General features: G+C 41.8%; 17 protein-coding genes. 8 read left to right on the forward strand and 9 right to left on the reverse strand.

The features are described from left to right. The 4 genes from FNZ24_RS00890 to FNZ24_RS00905 all read left to right on the forward strand — a co-directional run bounded on the left by FNZ24_RS00890 (position 1) and on the right by FNZ24_RS00905 (position 3,819). Positions 1–369, forward strand: coding sequence for a cytochrome c3 family protein (locus FNZ24_RS00890; protein ID WP_102528482.1), 369 nt, complete (start codon positions 1–3; stop codon positions 367–369). A 39-nt stretch (positions 370–408) separates the two neighbouring features. Continuing rightward, positions 409–1,542, forward strand: coding sequence for a hypothetical protein (locus FNZ24_RS00895; protein WP_153912544.1), 1,134 nt, complete (start codon positions 409–411; stop codon positions 1,540–1,542). A 166-nt stretch (positions 1,543–1,708) separates the two neighbouring features. After that, on the forward strand, positions 1,709–2,794 hold the full coding sequence (locus FNZ24_RS00900) for a hypothetical protein (protein WP_153912545.1): 1,086 nt from the start codon (positions 1,709–1,711) through the stop codon (positions 2,792–2,794). Between the two features lie 284 nt (positions 2,795–3,078). Continuing rightward, a complete protein-coding gene (locus FNZ24_RS00905) occupies positions 3,079–3,819 on the forward strand; it encodes a cupin domain-containing protein (protein ID WP_153912546.1) in 741 nt (246 codons plus the stop codon). A gap of 873 nt (positions 3,820–4,692) precedes the next feature. On the opposite strand, the gene FNZ24_RS00910 is transcribed toward FNZ24_RS00905, so the two are convergent. Continuing rightward, entirely contained in the window at positions 4,693–7,365 is a 2,673-nt protein-coding gene (locus FNZ24_RS00910; protein WP_153912547.1) for a TonB-dependent receptor domain-containing protein, read from the reverse strand. A 184-nt stretch (positions 7,366–7,549) separates the two neighbouring features. Further along, complete coding sequence (locus tag FNZ24_RS00915; RefSeq protein WP_153912548.1) at positions 7,550–10,381, reverse strand: hypothetical protein; 2,832 nt, start codon at positions 10,379–10,381, stop codon at positions 7,550–7,552. Positions 10,382–10,971: 590 nt separating this feature from the next. Between FNZ24_RS00915 and FNZ24_RS21865 the strand changes: the two genes are divergently transcribed. Next, positions 10,972–11,523 (forward strand): prepilin-type N-terminal cleavage/methylation domain-containing protein, encoded by a 552-nt coding sequence (locus tag FNZ24_RS21865; protein WP_324187460.1) that lies wholly within the window; start codon positions 10,972–10,974, stop codon positions 11,521–11,523. Between the two features lie 75 nt (positions 11,524–11,598). Here FNZ24_RS21865 and FNZ24_RS00925 read toward each other — a convergent pair whose 3' ends face one another. From FNZ24_RS00925 to FNZ24_RS00955, 7 genes are all read right to left on the reverse strand, one after another. Beyond that, complete coding sequence (locus tag FNZ24_RS00925) at positions 11,599–13,557, reverse strand: TRAP transporter permease (protein ID WP_153912549.1); 1,959 nt, start codon at positions 13,555–13,557, stop codon at positions 11,599–11,601. 150 nt (positions 13,558–13,707) lie between these two features. Continuing rightward, positions 13,708–14,631, reverse strand: a complete 924-nt coding sequence (locus FNZ24_RS00930; RefSeq protein ID WP_153912550.1) for a TAXI family TRAP transporter solute-binding subunit — start codon at positions 14,629–14,631, stop codon at positions 13,708–13,710. Positions 14,632–14,967: 336 nt separating this feature from the next. Beyond that, entirely contained in the window at positions 14,968–18,117 is a 3,150-nt protein-coding gene (locus tag FNZ24_RS00935) for an efflux RND transporter permease subunit (protein WP_153912551.1), read from the reverse strand. A 9-nt stretch (positions 18,118–18,126) separates the two neighbouring features. After that, positions 18,127–19,410 carry an efflux RND transporter periplasmic adaptor subunit gene (locus FNZ24_RS00940; protein WP_228768326.1) on the reverse strand — a complete coding sequence of 428 codons (1,284 nt, stop codon included), beginning with the start codon at positions 19,408–19,410 and terminating at the stop codon, positions 18,127–18,129. Positions 19,411–20,030: 620 nt separating this feature from the next. Next, positions 20,031–20,447: a hypothetical protein gene (locus tag FNZ24_RS00945; protein WP_153912552.1), complete on the reverse strand. Its 417-nt coding sequence runs from the start codon at positions 20,445–20,447 to the stop codon at positions 20,031–20,033. 175 nt (positions 20,448–20,622) lie between these two features. After that, positions 20,623–20,817 carry a DUF3012 domain-containing protein gene (locus tag FNZ24_RS00950; RefSeq protein ID WP_153912553.1) on the reverse strand — a complete coding sequence of 65 codons (195 nt, stop codon included), beginning with the start codon at positions 20,815–20,817 and terminating at the stop codon, positions 20,623–20,625. 70 nt (positions 20,818–20,887) lie between these two features. Next, the gene (locus FNZ24_RS00955; protein ID WP_153912554.1) at positions 20,888–21,241 is read right to left on the reverse strand and encodes an STAS/SEC14 domain-containing protein; all 354 of its coding nucleotides are present in this window, start codon (positions 21,239–21,241) and stop codon (positions 20,888–20,890) included. A 159-nt stretch (positions 21,242–21,400) separates the two neighbouring features. Here FNZ24_RS00955 and arfB point away from each other — a divergent pair, with 159 nt between their 5' ends. From arfB to FNZ24_RS00970, 3 genes are all read left to right on the forward strand, one after another. Further along, positions 21,401–21,817: an alternative ribosome rescue aminoacyl-tRNA hydrolase ArfB gene (gene arfB, locus FNZ24_RS00960; protein WP_153912555.1), complete on the forward strand. Its 417-nt coding sequence runs from the start codon at positions 21,401–21,403 to the stop codon at positions 21,815–21,817. A gap of 161 nt (positions 21,818–21,978) precedes the next feature. Continuing rightward, on the forward strand, positions 21,979–22,425 hold the full coding sequence (gene aroQ / locus FNZ24_RS00965) for a type II 3-dehydroquinate dehydratase (RefSeq protein ID WP_153912556.1): 447 nt from the start codon (positions 21,979–21,981) through the stop codon (positions 22,423–22,425). 34 nt (positions 22,426–22,459) lie between these two features. Beyond that, positions 22,460–22,849, forward strand: a complete 390-nt coding sequence (locus tag FNZ24_RS00970; RefSeq protein WP_153912557.1) for a DUF3859 domain-containing protein — start codon at positions 22,460–22,462, stop codon at positions 22,847–22,849. The last annotated feature ends 27 nt before the right edge of the window (positions 22,850–22,876 follow it).

A 22,876-nucleotide genomic window follows, 5' to 3' on the forward strand; every position in this document is an offset into this window, starting at 1 on the left:
ATGAAAAAATTATTACTAGTCGCTTTTTTATCTACTGCGTTTTTAGCCACCGCAAATGCGGGCGAGCTTTATACCGTCAAAGGGAAAACACAAGGCAGAGTGAACCACGAGATGCTTTATCAAGATGGCTGTAATGCTTGCCATCAAGGTTCACCAAGAGCGAATACCACAGATGAGGCCTGCGTGGCATGTCATGGCACTGTTGAAACAATTGAAATTGATGAATCAATTTTAGCAGTACCAGAAGCACACCCACATAAGTCTTTGCATTATAACCAAGGCGCAAGCTGTTTAGCCTGTCATAGTGAGCATACGAAAAAAGCTCCTACCTGTGCTGACTGTCACCGTACTTGGTTCCATGAAATGTAACACAACAATAAAATAACGATGATTTTATAGGGAACGAGAATGAAGAAAACCGCCAAGTTTATGTTGTCGATGGTGGCCACAGCGATTGCTATGTCTTCTGCGCCAGTAATGGCTGAAGAAGAACAAGAAGATGGTATTAACATCGGAGGCGCAGTGCGTGTCAATTATGCGTATAGAGATTATGACGAATCTAATAAAGATAAATTAGGTGAGCTTGATTTCGATATGGCTGCAATTAAGTTTGATGGTAAAAAAGGTGACTGGGGTTTAGCTGCTGAATACCGCTTTACCGCAAACACCAATTACATCAAATATGGTTACGGCTATTATGATATTGACCCAAATTGGCAACTACAAGTCGGTATTAATAAAGTGCCTTTTGGCAACCCAGAGTTTATCTCTAACAGTTGGTGGTTTGGTTTACCTTACTACCTAGGTTTTGAAGATAATCACGATGTGGGTATTAAAGCCTCTTACGACAATAACGGCTGGAACACTGATTTCGCGTTCTACAAAAACCCAGTTTACAGTGCAACTGAAAACAAGCGTTATTCAGCGTCATTATTCAGCGGCGAAATTAACGGAACTGAATATCATAACGAAGAAACCAATGGGTTTAACTTTAGACAAACCTATACCTCTGAGTATGAAGGTGGTTCTACAACGTTTGGTGGTTCTGCTCAATATGGTCAAATCTATAACAGTGAAACAGGTAACATGGGCGACCGTTATGCTGTAGCACTACATTTAGATAGCACTTACAAAGGCTGGAACCTGCAACTGCAAGCGATGCAATACGAATATGACGCGGCAGATTCTGCTGATGACAATAAAATCGGTATTGCTGTAGTGAGTTGGCAATACGAAATCGCCTCTAAAGGCCAAGCGTATAGTGCCAATATAGCTAAAACCTTTGCAACTGACTTTGGTAGCGTTAAATGTTACAACGATTTCGGTTTAATGACCCCAGATGTTGCTGATGACAGTTATGACAACAGCATGCAAAACGTCACAGGTTGTGCGATTTCTGCTGGTGCAACTTACACCATGATTGACTTTATTTTAGGCAAAAACATGACGTTTTCTACCGCGAATAATGACCACGTAGGTTTACCTGAAATGGGTGATGATTGGGACAAACGCATTAACATCAACTTTGGTTACTACTTCTAATGACGTCGTAATCAACACCGTTACCAACGGTTAACGCAATACTCTCAGACAGGCAGGAACTGACTCCCTCATTTCTGTCTGTTTGATTGCTCACTTTATCAATCAAACATTGTCTTTATCAACTAAAGCCAATGCCATAAACCACTAAGCAGTAATCACTCCAACTATGAAAACACCTTCAGTTAAACTGCCTCTACTGGCCTGTATGGCGGTAGTTGCTCATTCTTCACATGCCATGGATGTCGAACTCGGTGGGTTCATAAAAATGAACGCTCGCTATGTGAGTGGTGATGTCGAATTTCAAGACTTGTGGACAGGTGGAGGTTCAATTTCTGAGCCCACTAAACGGACACAATTTAGTGCTCAAGAATCACGATTAAATCTCGCTATATCTTCCGAGGAGGTAAAAAGTTTCATTGAAATGGATTTTGTCGGTTCCTCTCAAGGTAACCCAGTTATTTCAAATTCATACAGCCCCCGTCTACGCCATGCTTTTATCGAATATCAAGATGTTATTGCTGGGCAAACTTGGTCAACGTTAGTCAATACCTCAGCCTTTGCTGAAACTGCCGATTTAGGTGGGCCATTAGTTGGACAGGCTATGGTGAGACAAGCTTTAATTCGTTACACCCATAACGATTGGCAATTTGCACTTGAAAATCCTTATACCTACGGTACAGATGCGGTCACTGAAAGTAACGACTCAAGCCAACAAGAGTGGATTGATACCCGCAACGACTATGTACCTGATCTCATCGTACGCTATAACAAAAAAGGCGAATGGGGCAACATATCTGCATCAGGCATTATTCGTTATCTCGACCCTGAGGATACCCAGCAATTGAGTAAAGGTATTTCTGTGGCTGGAAAGTTTAGAACCTTCGGCAAAGACGACCTTCGTCTACAACTACATTATGGTCATTTAGGGCGTTATGTTGGGACTGATGCCGCAAAAGATATTATTGATGGTGAATTAGAAACCACGCTGTCAGCTATGATGGCTTATCGCCATTTCTGGACTCACAGACTACGAAGTACCTTTTTTATAGGCCATACAACGACAGAAATTGAACGCACTCGTCGAAATCATTTTGGCGCAAATATTTTTACTAACCTTACTCCTGAGCTTTCAGTGGGTGTTGAAGTGGGTCAATATGCCATTAACGATAAATCACCGAGTTACAGCAATGGGGCAGTAGATACAGGGCACTCTCAATACGCCCAGCTCAGTATGCAATATTCATTTAGGTAATAAAGATGAAATTTAATATCTAATGCAGGATTAAAAATCCAACTTTATATAATCATTTGAATTAATGAACAAATAAAACTTATAAACATTGACCAACGACAACAAATTAAATGAATATTTGAACATATTCTCAATTAATTAAGATTAGCGATACTAGTCACGAATAAAATTGTCGTTGCAATATCTGCGTGATCTATTTCACCTTTAAATGACTAAGATGAACTTATAGTTAATGCATAGCAAAAATAAAGATTAATATCTCAAAGTTCCAAATAGGATAAACAATGAAACTTAAAATGATTTTTGGCATTGCAGCGCTTGCATCAACAGCTGCTGTTGCCCAAGGCCCACAATGTAATCACGCACAACTTCCTTACCAACAAACAACGCCTGTACCATTTGACAGCAGTGTTCATGCTCCACAAAACACTATGCCAATCCAGTGTAGTAACCCTGAAGTTGAAGCATATATTGCTGATTGGGAAGCAGGCAAGATTGATTTCAACACTATCCAAGCCAATGACAGCATCGCTAAAGATCAACGTTTCTGTAAAACTCTTGATAATGAGGGCAACGTACTTGAAGCTAAAAACTGTGAAGTTGCTAACTCTCCAGTAGGATACATCTGGAAAGACTTGGCTGATTCACCAGTGGTTATCGGTATTACTAACGGTGGCAAGTCAGATCATGAGCCTCATTTCCATGGCCAACCTGAGTGTTATTACGTGGTAAACGGTGGCAGTAAAACGTTAGCAGAAAACAAATTCCAACCATTGGAAAAAGGCCAATATTTCTATATCCCAGGCAATGCGATCCACAACACACCAATCCTTGAAGATAAAGGTCTTGGAGTAATGTACTGGTATCCAAATAATGCTAACTTTGACGGGTTCAAATACTACTGGCGCCGTGATGTGAAAAACCTTCGCGTTGCAGAAGAAGCCTTTGACCGCGTAGATGAAATCCGTAAGCGCGATCTAAACTTAGGACCGTACGGAACAAATGAAGCAATCTTTAAAAAATAAATAGCGACTGGCATTTATAATTTATCGATAGTTAAGTATTTAATAATCCCCATTTAAATATCATTTCCAAATATAAGTGATCTACTTTTATTATTAAAGTAGGTCACTTATTCATGTTTTAAAAATAAAAACGGCCACTTTCTTGTTCCAGAAGTTTAAAATAACTAGCCTAGTCTAGTCTTTGTTTAAATGTTCTGTAGCGAGCTGTATAAAAGACAAATGGCCAGAAACAAAAACGGCCACTTTCTTGTTCCAGAAGTTTAAAATAACTAGCCTAGTCTTTGTTTAAATGCTCTGTAGCTAGCTGTATAAAAGACAAATAGCCAGAAACAAAAACGGCTATTTTCTTGTTCCAGAAGTTTAAAATAACTAGCCTAGTCTTTGTTTAAATGTTCTGTAGCGAGCTGTATAAAAGGCTAATAGCCAGAAACAAAAACGGCCACTTTCTTGTTCCAGAAGTTTAAAATAACTAGCCTAGTCTTTGTTTAAATGCTCTGTAGCGAGCTGTATAAAAGACAAATAGCCATAAACAAAAACGGCCACTTTCTTGTTCCAGAAGAAAGTGGCCTAGTGTTATTTTTTAGCAATAAAAGGATGAAGTAATATTGCTAAACTAAACACTGATCTTGCTATTTTTACTTATCACTTCTTTTAAAAACGCCTGTCTTAAATAACGTCTTATCAATAAAGAAGCGTGTGATTCATTGCAAAGAAGTGTTCCAGACTTCATATACTAAACCACACTATGCACTGGATTTTTAGCATTAAAAGGATGAAGTAATAATGCTAAAAATCAGTACCTTGTTACACTCAATAAAACCAAAGGGTTATCATATATCCGCAATGCAGTGACAGATAACCCTATTACTATTTTTAGTATTGGTAATCAAACTGCAGAGTGAATTCTGTACCAGGCTCTTTTGCGTATACCACCACATCTTGCTGGTCATATTCGGTTGTTTCACCTAGGATATTCTTAACTTTAAATTTCACCCCAAAGCTTTCTGTTGGCAGGTAGCTATAAGTGAAATCTAAACTATGAAAAGGTTGCTCATAAACATCATCTAACCCGCCGCGTCCGCCATAAGCAATACGTTCACCAAACACGTTATATACCAGTGTCGCACTATGTGACTCATTAGCAGAATCATAGCTAAACTGCATGTTGGCAACCCACTCAGAGTGACCTGTCATACGGCGTTTATTATTAGTTGGGTCAATCTCACCATTCGCTAAGATTTCAATTTCTGAATCACTTAAGGTCAAGTTACCCGCGACAAAGAAGTCTTCCCAGAAGCCGCCTTCACTGCCGATAAAGCCAAGGTCATGTAAAAACTCGGTTTCGATACCGTAAATAACGCCTGATTCAGCATTGTAAAACTTAAGCTGACGGCCAGCTTCAGAAATACGTTGAATCGCTTCAATTGGGGCATCTACGTCTTTATAGAAGCCACCAACACTTAAGTTAGCACCATCTTCTGAGTAGTATTCCCAGCGTAAATCCAAGTTGTAAATATCTGAACTTTCAAGCTCTGGATTACCGAAGAAATCAAAACCTGTAACAGGGTCTTGGAAACGAACTGGCGCAACTTCACGTAAGTCAGGACGCACCAATGTTTTACTTGCACCGAATCGCCACTGACTTTGATCAGATGATTTCCAAGTTAACGACATTGATGGGAACCAACCATCTTCAGCGATAGCATAGTCTTCCATGTCATAACGACCACCTTCATCTGAGATTTCTCCATCAGGCGTTAGTGGTAATGTCACTCGGCGGAAATCTTCATAGCGAACACCAGCAACAAAGCGCCATACGTCATCAAAGTCGATATCAAGATTCACAAACCCTGCATCAATCATTTCTGCAGCAATGTAATCTTCGGTGTCTGTTGAAGCATCTTTAAGTTCTAAATCAAGTGTGTCATTGGCAATATTGTCATCAGAGAAAATATTATCAAAGTCAGTTGATAGAATGTCGCCATTAGGATCCGTTGGACTTAAGCCAACATCAAAACCTAAACGTGTTGCATAGCTTTCACGGGTGCGCTCAAAGTATTCGTAACCACCACTAATTTTTAGCACGTTCATGCCAAATTCAAACGGTAGGGTTAAATCGAACTTGTAATTTTCGGTATTATCATCAAGGCGACTATAAACATATTTAGGCGCATCTTGAGTATTCAAGTTACGGCTTGTCATGTTATTAGCATCATCAAACAATACGTTGTAAGTGTATGAAAGCTCATTAGGTGCATAACGCTTAGAGCTCGCATTTGAGTACATCCAATTTGCTTCTAAGTCCCAAAGGTATTCGAAGAAATGGTTACCCTGAATTTGGTTACTGATAAGGTTACGTTCTTCATATGATACGTCATACACTTGCAGAGCATTTGGCTCAGAAATCGTATCGATAGTTTCTTCAATTGCCACAGACACATCATCTGAAGTGTCGCGCAGGTATGTCGAAAAGGTCTGAATTTTATGGTCGTAACCGATTTCTAAACCTAGATTGAGCATGCCAGACATTTGCACAATCGAATCGGTACCCATAACATCTTTTGAGTTTTCGATTTGCACGTTGTCAGCGTCACCCGCTAATTCCACTTCCGTTTTGGTGTAATTTTCAGCTTGTTTCTTATATGAAACCGCCGACATTGCACCAAAAATAATGTCATCAGTAATATCCCAGCGATCGCCAATGGCGATGTTACCGCGAATACCTGGGTCAGTACTTTCAGTAAATACCGTCATGTCACGATACATGTCACTGGCTAAACCGCGGTTAATTTCCTGCGCCTCAGCAAAATCAATCGTACCATTTGAACCAGTCACAATATCAATTGGGCTGATACCGCCATACATGTTAGTGACATCATTAATGCTGTTAGGCATTGCGCGGGTGCCGTCATCTTGGCCCATCCAGTCGTCACCGCCACCGTTATAAGTGAAGGTATCGTCAGAATCGTTGGTGTTGTATCGGCCACCTAATGACACTTTAAAAAAGAAGTCAGCCGGAATAGATTTAGTACGAATATCAACATGACCACCACCAAAAGCTGCTGGCGTACTGGCTGTACTGGCTTTTTGTACTGATAGTGATTCAATAATAGAGGCTGGGAACATATCCAGCGGAACCACGTTACGAGTTGGATCTGGTGATGGCACAACTGCACCATTTAAAGAAGTACTTGAATAGCGTTCGCCCAAACCACGTACGTAAATAAACTTGCCATCTTTTAGTGTCAAACCGGTCACACGGCGCAGCGCTGCAGCGGCGTCACTGTCACCGGTGCGAGAAATTTGGTCTGCACCCATGATGTCAACAACCGTTGGTTGTTCACGACGTTCTTCAACTGCTGCTGATGCAGAAGTGCGCAAGCGACCCGTTACGGCAATCACTTCAATTGGGAAATCTTCACCTGGATCAACCTCAGGTGTTTCTTCCGAGTAAGCTGGTAGTGTTGTAAAAAGAGAGGCTGCAGAAATGGCAGTGACAACAGCTAGACTTAGCTTGTTAGCGATAAAACTCGGCTTGGTTTTCATAGCGTTTTTCAATCCTGTACACAGTTCAGGTTGCGCCTTCGTCTTGAGAAACTCTATTTACATGGCTTACACAGACGAGGCAGAAAGTATTGTCTTATTGACTCAATGTCACTTAATAAAACCCTGGAGTAAGGGTTTTAATTAATGCCAGCAAGCTAAGCTTGCTGGCATTATCAGGGCTGATTTACTTGATGAATGCCCAACCTTCACGCCAGTCAGTCTGGCCATCGAATGCACCGATATAATCAGTAGCGTCGAAGAAAGTATCAGTCGTGCTCATATCAAGACCTGTACCCAGTAACACAGTGTCAGTACCTGCTGGCATGCCATCTGTTAATGTAACTTCTTGAGCAGAGTTACCTGTTTGCGCTAAGAACCACGCTTCAGTATCAACCGCATCAGTTGTCGCATCATTATCTGAGCTGTACTTAAATGGCTCGTTACAATCGATTACTGAGTGAGAAATCATTAATGAACCATCATTAACATTGTCAACAAGACCGGCATACGTACCGTCTAGCTCTAGACACTCACCTGATTCAGTCTCCGAAGTTGAACCTTTACGACCTTGAATCAATAGGTTGTGAATTGATGCTGCTGTAGCTACACGAAGGATAATCCCTTCACCTTTGTCGCCACTGGCATTTTCAATATCAGTACCAGGAAGGATGGTCACGTTAGAGATAGTTGGGTTAGACACTGGCGTATCGTCAGTACCTTTATGGCTATCACCTTCAAAACCACGGTTTGCTTGGCCATCTTCATGAGTGATATACACATATTGTGCTTTACCCTGCCAGCCATTAGTCCAATCTAAGCTGTCATCGAAGTTGTCAGTTAAGTAAACGTATTTAAGGTTGACTGCACCGCCCCAGAACTCAACACCATCATCGCCATTGGCATGAACTTGGATATGGTCAACTTGCGTACCGCTACCCACTGCCGCAAATGAGATGCCGTTCATTTCTTGAGTATCGTTCACTTTAAAGCCAGCATACTTGACTACCACATAGCTAAGTTGACCGCTGTTATCAGCATTGTCGTTACCGCCGTAAGGGAAGTCGCCCACTTCAAAAGAAGCATCACAAGCATTTTTATCAGGACAAGTGTTTGTTTCGCCGTTACCAAGAAGTACTAAACCACCCCATTGGCCACGCTCACCTTCAGCACCCGCTATCACGTCTTGCTGTGAAGTCATCACGATTGGATGTTCAGCACTGCCTTGAGCCATGATTTTTGAGCCACGACTAATCGCGATGTAGCTGTTATCTGTTGCAAATAACTGTGTACCTGCTTGAATGGCTAAAGTTGCTGAATCAGTGTTATCACCGCCAACAACCACTGCACCGCCATCCACTTTGTACATCACGTTTTGACCAGCAAGCAGTGTTGTATTCGTGGTAATGTTACCTTCGATTGAACAGACTAAAGTCACGCTGTCATCTTTATAAAGGCCTGCAACCACATCTTCTGAAGTTGTGCCAACTGGGCAAGAAGTTAAAACAGGTAATTCAGTTGGCGCTGCATCTGCTTCGTCATGAATCGCTGTTGTCCATCCTTCAGTCCAATCAGTTGTACCGTCAAATGCACCGATATACTCAGCATCCATTAAACGGTCATCCATGTTAGCTAAATCAGCTGCGCCGCCAGTTAATGCCACTGAAGATGAGTTAGGCATGTAATCAGTTAGGTCTGATGCACCCGCTAGGTTACCTTCTTGTTCAAGGAACCATTGCTCAACGTCAAGAGCAAGTTCACGACCTTCATCAGCATCTGGTGATGCATTTTTAAACGGCTCAACACAGTCGATTAAGCTGTTTTGCATGTTTAAGTTGCCAGCTTCTGCAGTAATAACCGTGTTGTCATCATTCACTTCTAAACACTCGCCAGATGCAACATCACCTTTAACCAACATGTTGTATGCGTCTACTGCAGTGCCTTTACGGAATAAGATACCTTCAGCATCGTCGCCGCCACTGTTAGTGCCATTAGCCACTTGAATAGTAAAGTTAGCTAAAGTTGGACGAGATTGTGGCTCTGCATCAGCGCTGCTGTTGCTGTCGGCTTCAATACCACGGTTAGAACCGTTATCTTCTTGGCGGATATAAACGTGTTGTGCGCTACCTTGCCAACCGTTTGTCCAGTCTAAAGAATCATCAAAGTTTTCAGTTAACACAACGTGAGAAAGCGATACGTTACCGCCCCAGAATTCAACACCGTCATCGTTGTTTTTATGAATTTGAATATGGTCAACCGTGGTGCCCGCACCGACTGCTGCAAAGCTGATACCGTTCATTTCTTGAGTATCGTTGATTTTAAAACCACCGAACTCAACGCGAACATATTGGATAACACCTGAGTTATCTTCAGTGTCGTCACCACCGTAGCTGTGACTTCCTACTTCAAATGCTGCATCACAACTGGTTAAGTCAGGGCAAGAGTTAACAGGTGCATTACCTAAAACGACTAAACCACCCCATTGACCCGCTTGACCTTCTTGACCTAGTGCAGATTCAAGTGAAGTAAATACGATAGGCTCTTCAGCAGTACCTTCAGCCATAATTTTTGAATCACGGCTAATCGCTAGGTAAGACTCACTACCACCAACAATTTTAGTGCCAGGCATGATAGATAATTCAACTGAATCGGCTTTATCGCTACCAGCGATAACTGCGCCATCAAGCATCCAAACTACATCGTTACCAAGGATGATGCTGTCGCCATCTTGGCCGCCAACATTCACTGTCGATGCAGCAGTAGAAGGCGCTAATGTGCCTGACAATACCCAAACTTCTTTACCGTCGATTGCTGCAATAGTTGCACTCTTCTCAGCAAAACCACCGTATGCAGCTTCTTGATCGCTAATATCTGGTGTCGTCGGTGTATCTGGCGTTGAAGGGGTTTCAGTTTCTGAACCTGTATCAATATTGATGTCTCCACCACAAGCAGACAGTAGTAAAGTTGCAGAAAGTGCAGCTGAAACAGCGCTAAGTTTAAACATGTTTTTCAGTTCCATTGTCATCTCCGAGGACGGATGTAAGCGTGTTAAGTAATTTGAATGGACGACAAATTAACCTGCTTAAATGACAAAAAGACTGCGCAAACATGACACAAAAGTTTCCCAAATGTGAAGGAATTATTAAAACACTTTAAATACAACCACTTAAAAACAGAAAATCATATGAAAATATTGTCACATATTTAACAAAAAGTTTACCTAGGTAATAAAAAGTGCTTAGTACAAAAGAATATTAGGATACATTTCCACAAAAAAACGACGAAAATTCCATAAAAAAATCTGATAGAAAAGCGGATAATATTTCCTAACTAAAAAAACAAGCCTCATTCATTAAACCATTGAAAAAACACTAATTATATGAATAAGTCATATTTACTTACGCATTTTGCTGATTTGCTTTAAAATTCGCCAAATATCAGTCAAGCTTAATAAACAAAAATAGTGTGAACAGTATTGAGTATGACATTCTCGTGAACGCTATATTATAGAGGCTAAAGATTGAGCTTCTTTTGCGCCCTAGAATGGATTAGGGGAGCTAAAAATAACGATAAAAAACGAATTTGCGTTTCAATTTAGGGATTTAAAAGATGACCATTAACGCCACCTCTAAGACTTTATCTTCAATGACTATCGACTCAAAAAGTAACAAGGGTTTTACCCTAATTGAGTTAGTAGTAGTGATTATTATTCTTGGCATTTTAGCTGTCGTTGCTGCGCCAAAATTCATCAATTTACAAAGTGATGCCAAAATCTCCACCGTTCAAGGTGTTAAAGCAGCAATACAATCATCACTGGATTTAGCCTACTCTCGAGCAGCAATTGATGGGGTTGAGAAAGACGATCGCAGCGTAATTGACTACAACGGTGAAATCATTGAAATGAAGCTAGGCTATCCGGAAGCCTTTGGCGAAAATGCGGGTGGCGGACTCCCAGAAATGCTTGATATAGGCTCTGAAATTGACTTCTGTTTTGGTAGTGGAACCTGTACACCTAATGTTGAAGTGGGTTCGTCTAATGTTCGCTATGGTTATGATTTAGATGATGAAACGATAAACTGTCATGTTCGTTATATTGAACCAACTGGCACCAATGGTTCAGATACCACTTATACGTTAACTGTAGATATTTCAGGTTGTTAGCCACCGATGTGGTTTTATGTAGATAAAAAATAGGTTTAGCCGTTCAAGCTAAACCTATATTGTTAACTAGTCCTGCTAAACCACTGCTTTATTTAGCGTTTTCCATTGTACAGCCATTAACCCCAGTACAACTGCCACACCTATAAAACCAGTGCCAAATGGATTAAACAACACCCAAGGGACTGTGGTGATTGCAACCAGTCGCTCAACCGTTGAAAGAGGACGTAAAAGGTAACCTTCAATCGATATTGCAATAGCCACGATAATGCTAGCGGTCTGAATAATCGCAAAAGTAAATGCCATCATGCCTGCATCAGGGTTAAGCAAATCGGTATAGGCCATCATAATTGGGATTATGAACAAGCCGCCTGCTAGCTTAAACGCCTCAACTGATGACTTCATTGGGTTGGCATTTGCCACCCCTGCTCCAGCAAATGCAGCCAGCGCAATCGGCGGAGTCACATTTGAAGTTTGCGATAACCAAAACACAATTAAGTGCGCTGTCAGTAATGGTAAACCAAAGTCACCCAGCATTGGCACAGCCATAACAGCAAGTACAATGTAAGCAGCAGTCACAGGTAATCCCATGCCTAACACTAACGCCACAATACTGATTAACCCAAGCGCTACCAACATGTAACCGCCGGAAAAATCCATCACAAATTGAGTAAATTGCAGTCCAATACCTGTTTGCCCTACTACACCAACAATGATGCCCGCAGCGCCACAAGCAACTGAAATTGGCAACGCTAATAGCGCACCATTTTTCATGCCTTCAATAAACTTTTTAAGGCCAATTCGGCTATGTTTACGTAGCGCCGCAGTAACCAGAATCGCGGCGCAACCTGCGACACCAACCAATAAAGGCGAGTAAGCCATCATTAGTAGCACAGTAATAATCACTAACGGAATTAAATGATGTGCTCCTTGCTTCATCACTTCTATAACCGCTTCTGTTCGACTCGCGGCTTTAAGGTTTAGCTTACATGCCATTAAATGCACATAAAGTAAGGTACAGAAAAAATACAAAATAGCGGGTGCAATAGATGCCAGCATAATGTCGCTATATGGCACTCCGGTAAACTGTGCCATCACAAAGGCGCCAGCCCCCATAATCGGTGGCATAATTTGCCCGCCTGTCGATGCTGATGCTTCAATACCTGCCGATTGCTCTGGGGTATAACCCAGTTTTTTCATCATTGGAATCGTCACTGCGCCAGTGGTTACTGTGTTTGCAATTGCCGATCCTGAAATCGAACCAAGTCCAGCAGATGCCAATACGGCTGCTTTCGCTGGGCCGCCGCGATATTTACCAGCAATCGAAAAGGCTAGATCAATAAAGAACTTACCAGCGCCAGTGACCTCTAAAAAGGCACCAAATAATACGAAAATAAACACGGTAGTCGCTGCAATACCTAAGGCGGATCCAAACACACCATTAGCAGAATATATTTGAAATTGAATCAATTCTTGTAGCGAGTACGCTTTGGTTGCCATCGCGCCTGGTAATAAGTCGCCAAAGCCACTGTAAGCTAAAAAAATACCCGCAATCAATACCATTACCCAACCAACGGTACGTCTACAACCTTCTAATAATAAAAGTAATAATGCACTACCTGCGACTAAGTCGGCTGTGCCTAAACCATAAAGCAAATGGTCAATATCGTTGTAATCAAAGATCGACATCCGATAACCAGCAAACACGGTCACGCCACACAACGCAAGATCAAATACCCTGCCAAGCATATAGCCTTTTTTACGACGATTTTTAACTAGTGGATAATGTAAAAAAATCAGTATCAGCACCCAACACAAATGAACTGGACGGAAATAGGTTGCTGATATCGTTGAGGTAATACCTTGCCAGATTTGAAATGATGATAAGAGTACTGCGATAACTAGCGTCGTGTAGCCAATAATTTTAACGGTTCTTTCATAAGGAAGAGCGCTGGCAACACCTGCGTCAATATCGACCTGTTGCTCATTATCCCCACTCACATACTGCTCGGCTTTTTTGCCTTGTTCTTGGGTCATAGTTTTTCCTCTGTGCCAATGATTGAGTTAAGCCACAATCATTGACCTAAATATACAAAGGCAACCATAAGTTGCCTTTGTGTTTCTAACACTCACCATAAGATGGTAAATCTAGCTTAAGCTCGTCACTCAAAGATGACTTAATTAAGATTACTTAAGGCTATCTATATATTTTTGCGCACCTGGATGTAATGGCACACCTTGCAAGCGGTCAGCATTCTCAGGGGTTGTTGCTTCAGCAACCTTAACCACTTTTTGCACTTCTGACATATTTTCAAATGCTGCTTTAGTTAAATTAAACGCCATTTCATCGCTCATTTTGGCGCTAACAACAATGACATTCCACACACTTAACGTCGGCACTTCGCCTACATTGTTGTACACATCAGCAGGGATTGTGTAGCTACTGTAAGCAGCGTTCTGCTTAATAAACGCCGCACTTTCTTCAGCAGAAACAGGAATAATGTTCACTTTATGGGTTAACGCCACTTGAGTAACAGCGCCAACACCTTGACCGCCAACAATAAAGCCAGCATCAATTTGGCCATTGGCTAATGCATTAGTGGTTTCTGAATAGTTTAGGTACACCGCTGTGATGTCTTTTTTCACATCAATACCAATAGACTCAAGTAATGCAGCAGAGGTCACAGCTGTACCACTGGCAGGAGCGCCTAATGAAATACGTTTACCTTTAAGATCGGCAAGCGAGCTAATACCCGACTTTTCAAGGCTAATGGCATGTACAAGATTTGGATACAGTGCAAACAGTGTATTCACTGGCATGGCACTTCTAAACTTTCCTTCACCTTTATAAGCATCAAGCACAACATTGCCCATCGCAATACCTGCAATCATATCGCCGCGAACCACTTTAATGGTGTTTTCAACAGACGCAGCTGTCACTTCAGCTTTGACATTAACCTGTGGAACTTCATCAGACCACACCTTAGCTAACGCACCGCCAAATGGGTAATAAATACCACTTTGACCACCCGTACCTATTGAATAATTTTCGGCTTTAACCGCAGTTGGCAACACTAGTAACAAAGACAGTATCAACGCACGATAAAACATAGCCTTCCCCTTAATTTCAATCACGCCCTTATATTAGGATATGATTAAAAACCTTTGTTTATTAATAACTTTTTGTTAACAGTTACGATTTTTAATTAGCCATCGATAATCACTTATGAGGTTAGCAAAGTCAAGATGTAGAATAGTCGTAAGAATTTAGTCTTACCCATACCGATATCGCCAACAAAGAATGAAAGATTTTCATAAAATGCTAAAAATATAACTGTATCCGCAACCTATTTGAGCGAGCTTAATACATAGATACATTCAAAAAGGGATTGTTGTCATAAAAAAGCCCAATCTTAAGATTGGGCTTTTTAGAATACGATAAGCAATTTACGATTTACTTTTATACAGCCACAAATACATGGTCGGCAGTACCAACAGCGTCAGTGCTGTGGAACTAAACAGTCCGCCGATGATCACCACGGCTAATGGCTGCTGAATTTCGCTGCCGGCACCTGACGACAACAAAATGGGGATTAACCCTAGCGCAGAAGTGAGCGCGGTCATTAGCACAGGCCGCAATCGGCCAACTGTGCCTTCGTAGACACTCTCAATTAAGCTCTCACCACCTTCCACATTTCTAACATGTGCACGTCGCTGATTAATCGCATCCACCAGCACCACGCCATTTAACACCGCCACACCGAATAAGGTGATAAAACCGATAGAACTCGACACTGACAAATAGGTGCCTGTACTATATAAAGCAACCACCCCGCCAATTAACGCCAGTGGTACATTGGCCATAATTAAGCCTACCTGTTTGATTGAGCCGAATGAGAAATACAGCAGCAAGGCAATTAATACTATGGATACTGGCACCACTAGCATCAGCTTTTGCTGTGCGCGTTGTTGGTTCTCATATTGACCACCAACCACCACAGTGTAACCTGCTGGTAACTCTGCCTTTGGCACTATGGCATATATATCCTCAACCACAGATCCCATATCACGCCCTGAAACGTTGGCTTGTACTACAACGCGGCGCTGCACATCATCACGGCGAATATTCGGCGGCGCCATTTCTACCCCTACTTGTGCCACATCACCTAAACGAACTTGCGCGCCATTGGCACCACGTAAAATCAAATCTCTAAGTGCATCGGGTGAGCTGCGGTAAGTTTTAGCTAAACGCACATTGATATCGTAGCGGGCGTTACCGTCAATGACTTGTCCTGCGCTCACACCACCTATACCTTGACTCACAAGGCTCATCACTTGATCGACACTAATACCGTAACGCGCCAATTGCTCTCTTAATGGCCTAACGACCAATTGAGCCTCACCGCTGACTTGCTCAAGCGACACATCTACCGCGCCTTCAATTCCACTAACAAGCTCAGTAAGTTGCTGTCCCTTTTCAGACAAGACATTAAGATCTGGCCCAAAAACTTTAATCGCTAATTGGGCTTTCACTCCTGATAACAGTTCATCAACTCTGGTGGCAATCGGTTGTGAAAAGGTAAACAGCAAACCAGGAAACACACTCAGTTTATCTTCCATTAAATGCTGTAATTCATATCGGTTATCAGCACTTTGCCACTGCTCAACAGGTTTAAGGCCAATATAGATTTCAATGTTACTCACCGGCTCAGGGTCGCCGCCAAGTTCAGGTGCACCAATGCGGCTTAATGCATATTCCACCTCGGGGAATGCCATTAATATCGCTTCAATTTTTGGTGCTATATCTAGGGAGGTTTGCAAACTCGCAGTAGGTGCTAAAGTCACCCGCAAGTTAATAGTACCCTCTTCAAGTTCAGGGACAAACTCAGTGCCAAGTTTTGGCACTAACAACATACTAGCGATAAATAATGTTGCAGCAGTTCCCATCACAGCTGCAGGTTTATGCATTACCGCCAAAAGCAACCGCCGATACCCTTGTTCAATTGGGGTCAAGATTGGGCTTTGCTTGAGCGTGACACCGCGATTAAATAAGTAGACTGCCATTGCAGGAACCGCAATCAGTGCAACTAACAATGCCGATATCATCGCTAAAATAATACTTACCGCCATTGGCTGAAATAACTTGCCTTCAACCCCTTCTAGGGTGAATAGCGGCGCAAATACTACGATAATAATTGCGGTAGCAAAGAAGATAGGACTGCACACTTCTTTAGCCGCTCGCATAACTTTAGCCGCTGTTGGATCTGAACTGTTTTCCTCTTGAGTTAATTGTTTAAAAATATTCTCAACCATTACGACTGAGCCATCAACCAACATGCCAATAGCTACCGCTAGGCCACCAAGCGACATTAAATTAGCCGACAAACCAAAGTAAGACATGATCATTAACGCTAACCCAATCGATATCGGAATGGATAGCAGCACTAATAGCGTGGCACGTAAATTCACCAAGAATAAGGCCAGAATAATCACGATAAACACAAAGGCCATTAACAGTGCATCAATCACTGTGGTAACCGCTTGCGTAACTAAATCAGATTGGTCATAAAACACCTCAAATGAGACGCCTTTTGGTAGTGCTTGTTCAATTAAACTAACACGCTGATTGATGTCATCAATGGTGGCTTTGGTATTCGCGCCCATGCGTTTAAGTACGACGCCAGCAACGACTTCGCCCATGGCATTAACTTCGGTTTTGCCATTTACTGGATTTTGCTCTTTACGGGTAAAAGTAACCGCGCCTACACGGATTTCACGGCCATATTCCACCTTGGCAATATCAGTAACACGAATTGGCGTACCAGTGACTTCGGTTAATGGAATTTGCCCTATCGCCTTTAAGCCCGCTTGACCCGATGGCAATAAACCATAACCTCGTACAACCAGTTGCTCTTGACCTTGGGGCATAAACCAACCACCCGCATTGCGGTTATTGCTTTCAAGCGCCTCGGTGACTTGGGACATAGATAAGCCGTAGCTTAATAATTTATTCGGGTCGATTTTCACTTGATATTGGCGAACATCGCCACCAAATGACAACACCTCTGTCACCCCTTCGACCGGCATTAAAATCAGCTTCACTAAGTAATCATTGATACTACGAAGCTCTGCTGCATCAACGCCTGACTCTGGGGTTGCCCGTAAAATATACTGATAAATTTGCCCTAAACCAGATGTATTAGGACCAATTTCTGGTACGCCAACGCCATCTGGGATCATCTCTTTGGCTGCTTGTAACTGCTCAAACACCTGCTGACGAGCAAAATAAATATCGGTGCCTTCAGCAAACACCACAGTGACTATCGACAATCCAGTACGAGATAATGACCTTACCTCAGTGACTTCAGGTAAGGCGTACATAGCTGATTCCACAGGGTAACTGATCAGCTTTTCAACCTCTTCAGCAGCGAGTCCCTCAGCTTCAGTGTTCACTGTCACTTGCACATTGGTTACATCAGGAAATGCATCCAAGTTTAATTTGGGCAGCATAAATACGCTGGCGACACCAATAAATAACAATGCCAAGCCCACTAGCAACCGGTTTTTCACCGCTGCTTCAATTAATTTCTGTAGCATTAGTGGCTCCTAGTGGTTATGGATATCAAAACCTGCTTTCGCAAGTTCAGAGCCTAAGAGAAAAGCACCACTCACCACTACTCGGCTGTTGGCGGTTATTCCAGTGACCATATTCATCCCACGTTGGCTTTCAACTACCTCAACTTCAATCGCTTCAAAACCATCAGCATCTTGTATAAACACCTGCCAATGGCCATCAGCTCCGCGTGTTAAAGCTGCATCAGGTAATATCACTCCACCACTCAATGCACTTGGTAAGTACAACTCAGCAAATTGGCCTGCATGTAATCTATATTTGCTGTTATCAATGCTGACGAGCACTTGTTCAGTTCGGGTAACCAAATCAAGTTCATGAGAGCGGCCAATAATAGTGCCCTCAATAGATAAACCATCGACTTTGACTAAGGCTTTATCGCCTCTACTAATCCCCTCCGCTTGGTGGGCTGACAACTGAGCTTGAACCCACAAGTGTGATTCATCGGTAAGCTGCATTAACGGTGTTCCACCAGCGGATACCTGACCTAACATGGCAATATCCTGCTGCACACGACCATTAATTGGTGCTAATAATTGATAACTGCCAATGGATTCTGGCTGGCTAACTAAAGCGTTAATTTGCACGCGAGTCATTTTTAACGCTTCAAGATTCGCGCGGGTGAGCTCTGCTTGCACTTGCGCCTCTAAACGTTGGCTTTCACTCACCGTGTTTTGGCTCATACGCTTAATCCTGTCCCATTCAGCTGCCGCGTTAATATAATCGGCTTGCGCTTGCGCCACTGCCGCGCCACCTAAGGTCAGTAACACTTGTCCTTGATTGACTAATTGTCCAGGTACCACATAACGCTTTAATACTCTGACATCAAGTTGTGGGGCTAATGTCATGGTGCGATCGCGATCAACGATTAATGTGGCTGTGGCTACATCATCTAAATTAAATGTGCTGCTGGATAAATTGACGACTTCGATACCTGCAAGCTGTTGCTGCTGCGCAGTTAAAAATAAAGCTTCGCTATGCTGTTCATTGGGCTGTTCATTGAGTTCTGTATTAAGTTCTTTGCTAATTCCTTTATTAAGTAAATCGCTTCGTTTACTGCCAGGTTTGTAACTAGGGCTAGGTTCATCGACCACTGAATCGCTCTGGTCATTTGTTGCTATTTCATTGTGGGCATGTCCATGTTCCCCTTCATCGGCTTGAGCAGTCCACGCCGTGCTTGCTAAAGCTAACGATGTCATTAGGGCTACTGAAATAATCGCTAGCCTAATATGAGTTAGTGTTAAAAATTGAGTCTTCATAGTGTTACCTTTCAAGTCGCTACCCGCAGGCATTATTGCTGTTACAGTCACTGCAATAATGCGAATAACGACGGAATACTTTTATTGAAAAATGATTGGCGAATTGCTTAGATTCCGCTTAATTTTTGGAGCTAAATTTTAGAAGTAATGTTGAATAAAACCCCGCAACTACTGGACCTTTGAGCGCTATAAGTTTGATCGCTAAGTGTTTGTTCAATAAGTAATTGAACAATAGAAACTGGACCAATAAAAACTCGGTCACTAGCTGCTTTAGCAGAGGAAGTCATTGCACAGAAATGTACAATCAGCGCTGAGGCAAAAATCGATTTTTTCATCATTTATTCTCGTTTCGACATAGGTCAAAACTGTAAAATTAAGTGATGATTAACAAGCAAAACTTTTGGATTCTGTATAAGCAATATTTATGGCGATGACCGCTTGTACTAAACGCAAGTCATTACTGTTCGCTAGCTAATGCCCGAGCGCGAATGACTTATGAGCGAAAATTAGTGCCAAGCGCTACTGAAGGTATTAATGCGCAAACATGCACTGCAATACCAGCGACAAAAAGCTAAACAAGTTTTAAATTTGCAGAGTTAATCAGTTATAGAATTAACTGATTACGCAATGGGAGGGCGGTAACTTAGGCGAGAATCCGGTGGGATATAAGCTTGGATAAAAGTTTGAGGTGACTCAGAAATAATGGCAGCAGGCAGTAAATGAGCAACGACATCAATCGTTGCACTATAGCCACCATGGCATTGACAATCTAAACACAATTCATAGTTCTGAGTATCAGAAGATTCTAAGTGTTCGTGGCGTTCAATGTTTGAATTAGTATTAAATAAGTGGGCTAAATCATCGCCCTTATCACAGCTATCAGCAGGCGCTGAAACAACGAGGTGTGAATGGTTTATTTGCTCATTTTCACTGTCACCAAGATGCAATTGATGCTCACCCAAGTTAGTGCTGATAAATTGCAGCAACATAACGGCGACCATAAACCTAGCAAATTGCTTTATCGATGATAGAGACAAACAAATAAACCTTTAATGCTATGAACAAATAAAAATCACTAGCAACTATAAATTAAGAGCTAATCTATGCTAACTAGCTCTCATTCAATAAGACCCAAAGTTTAGCAAAAAGTTCTTTATCTACTAGCGGGAAATATCTTAATAACCTGTTAGATCACAGTTTATTAGTTAAAATCTAAAATACGCAGTGCTTGGCATAATCAGCTGCTTCATTGGCAGTCCAATCGCCACTTGGCTTATCTTTCATTTGTTTGCACCAAGCTTCACTTCCCACTTCTGGTGCGCAAGCACTCAACCCTAATATCAACGCTGCAGCTGCAAAAATAACAGTTAATTTAGCGGCTAAACGGCCAGTTTTTTTATTTAACATTGACTCATACTTCCTTGAAATAACATAACTAATTAAAATATTAATCGCTCATTTAAATCGAACTTAACACTTACTGCTGCAACCAGTTAATCGCTTGTTGCTTTTGTTCTAATGGGAACCAAGCTACTTCGCCTTGCATAAATGGTCCAAGTAAATTAACCGTATTCCCTACCCAGTCTGGCCCGCCGACAAAAACTAGCGCATCAAAATGTGGTAGTTGCACTTTATCACCACCAGATAATGAGCTGACATCCCAACCTTCTAACAAAACATCTGCTTCAATATATAAGCGGACTTTGCCACTGTCTTCACGATATTGTGTAATTAGCGGTTGTAGATGAGTTTGATAATCTTGAGTAGATAAACGGCCACTAACAAATAAACTAATAACACCTTCGGCGATATCTGGGATTTGGCACAACATAAAGCAACTCCAAGGGTAATGCGACTAACTGACAAAAGAATTTATCAGATTACAGCCTATATTCTTGCTGATAGTAACAAATCTTATCAGCTGTACTATAGAAAAGTTTGTTAAACTCAACACACTTATGCGCTAAAAATAGTTAAGTTAACTCTACAAATGATAAATATTACCAACCGTGTCAGCATTGAAGATAATGAAATTGAATGGCAATTCATCCGTTCAAGTGGTGCGGGCGGGCAGCATATTAATAAAGTCTCTACTGCGGCACAGATTATTTTTGATATCAGACAGTCTTCATTACCGGAGTTTTACCAGCAAAAGCTGTTGGCAAAAGCTGATCACCGCATAACCAAGAGCGGAAAAATTATCATCAAATGTCAACAAAGCCGCAGCCAAGACTTTAATCGTCAGCTCGCATTAGAACAGTTTATTGAACTGGTGAAAGGTGTCGGTATTGTGCAAAAAGCGCGTATTCCCACAAAGGCAACCAAGGGAAGCCAACGCCGCCGAGTTGATTCAAAAAAGAAACGCGGAGCGACCAAAGCATTGCGCAGCGGTAAAGGCGATTATTAAGGCAAGTCGATGTACTTACTGATTGAGTTATTTTATGAATCATGAAAATAATTCCCCGCTTGGTCATCATTAACGTGATAAATTACACTGACATAAGCTTATTAAACATAGATTAGATACAGCGTATTATCGGCAACTCAATTATTTAGCAAGGAACCTCAATGACGACTCAAGCCAAAATTTTATTAGTGAATGGCCCTAATTTAAATTTATTAGGTCGTCGTGAGCCTGGGCTATATGGTAGTGACAATTTAGACACTATCGTTAACAACGCTAAAGCCCAAGCAAGTGCTGCAGGTGTTGCCTTCGATCATATACAATCTAACGCTGAGTTTGAGCTTATCGATGCGATTCATGCAACCGATGCACAGTTTATTGTGATCAACCCTGCTGCGTTTACTCACACTAGCGTGGCACTGCGCGATGCTTTGCTTGGCGTGAATATTCCTTTTATTGAAGTCCATATCTCAAATGTTCATTCCCGCGAGCCATTTAGACATCACTCTTACCTTTCTGATAAAGCTGTTGGGGTGATTTGCGGATTAGGCATTCAAGGCTATGAGTTTGCAATGCAAGCAGCGATTAAGCATTTATCATCAGCTGAGTAACTTCAGCCAATACCCATCGATAAAGTAAACCTTCATGAGTAAATTAAAAGCAGATATCAGCATTATCCAGTCAGGCATCTTCAGTCAATGGGATTCTGACAGTAACGAGCTTCCTCGATTTTTAGAGGCGACGGTTCATGTGCCGGCCGTAATAGATATGGAGTTTGGCTTTGTAACTCGAATTAAAAAAGCCAAAAACCAAGTGCTTAAATACTGTATTTACCACCCTAATATTCCTGATGCCGATGGCAATGTTCGGCCACCATTTGATGGTGAAGTGTTTATCAAAGAAAACGATTGGAAGTTTTACTTAGGCGACTGTATTTGGTCGCCAGTGAGTAATAAAGTTGGTAACTGGCGAATGACACTAGAGCTAAATGGTAAAATTGTTGCCGATAAAACCTTTAAAGTCTTCTTACCATAGTAAGATTTGCGTTTCTAATCAGGCCCA

The sequence above is a fragment of the Shewanella sp. TC10 genome, assembly GCF_009663145.1.
Classification (GTDB): domain Bacteria; phylum Pseudomonadota; class Gammaproteobacteria; order Enterobacterales; family Shewanellaceae; genus Shewanella.

What these genes read in the sequence shown, in the direction of transcription:
- FNZ24_RS00890 (WP_102528482.1), top strand. Translation starts at nt 1, where the DNA reads ATGAAAAAATTATTACTAGTCGCTTTTTTATCTACTGCGTTTTTAGCC.
- FNZ24_RS00895 (WP_153912544.1), top strand. Translation starts at nt 409, where the DNA reads ATGAAGAAAACCGCCAAGTTTATGTTGTCGATGGTGGCCACAGCGATT.
- FNZ24_RS00900 (WP_153912545.1), top strand. Translation starts at nt 1,709, where the DNA reads ATGAAAACACCTTCAGTTAAACTGCCTCTACTGGCCTGTATGGCGGTA.
- FNZ24_RS00905 (WP_153912546.1), top strand. Translation starts at nt 3,079, where the DNA reads ATGAAACTTAAAATGATTTTTGGCATTGCAGCGCTTGCATCAACAGCT.
- FNZ24_RS00910 (WP_153912547.1), bottom strand. Translation starts at nt 7,365, where the DNA reads ATGAAAACCAAGCCGAGTTTTATCGCTAACAAGCTAAGTCTAGCTGTT.
- FNZ24_RS00915 (WP_153912548.1), bottom strand. Translation starts at nt 10,381, where the DNA reads ATGGAACTGAAAAACATGTTTAAACTTAGCGCTGTTTCAGCTGCACTT.
- FNZ24_RS21865 (WP_324187460.1), top strand. Translation starts at nt 10,972, where the DNA reads ATGACCATTAACGCCACCTCTAAGACTTTATCTTCAATGACTATCGAC.
- FNZ24_RS00925 (WP_153912549.1), bottom strand. Translation starts at nt 13,557, where the DNA reads ATGACCCAAGAACAAGGCAAAAAAGCCGAGCAGTATGTGAGTGGGGAT.
- FNZ24_RS00930 (WP_153912550.1), bottom strand. Translation starts at nt 14,631, where the DNA reads ATGTTTTATCGTGCGTTGATACTGTCTTTGTTACTAGTGTTGCCAACT.
- FNZ24_RS00935 (WP_153912551.1), bottom strand. Translation starts at nt 18,117, where the DNA reads ATGCTACAGAAATTAATTGAAGCAGCGGTGAAAAACCGGTTGCTAGTG.
- FNZ24_RS00940 (WP_228768326.1), bottom strand. Translation starts at nt 19,410, where the DNA reads ATGAAGACTCAATTTTTAACACTAACTCATATTAGGCTAGCGATTATT.
- FNZ24_RS00950 (WP_153912553.1), bottom strand. Translation starts at nt 20,817, where the DNA reads ATGTTAAATAAAAAAACTGGCCGTTTAGCCGCTAAATTAACTGTTATT.
- FNZ24_RS00955 (WP_153912554.1), bottom strand. Translation starts at nt 21,241, where the DNA reads ATGTTGTGCCAAATCCCAGATATCGCCGAAGGTGTTATTAGTTTATTT.
- arfB (WP_153912555.1), top strand. Translation starts at nt 21,401, where the DNA reads ATGATAAATATTACCAACCGTGTCAGCATTGAAGATAATGAAATTGAA.
- aroQ (WP_153912556.1), top strand. Translation starts at nt 21,979, where the DNA reads ATGACGACTCAAGCCAAAATTTTATTAGTGAATGGCCCTAATTTAAAT.
- FNZ24_RS00970 (WP_153912557.1), top strand. Translation starts at nt 22,460, where the DNA reads ATGAGTAAATTAAAAGCAGATATCAGCATTATCCAGTCAGGCATCTTC.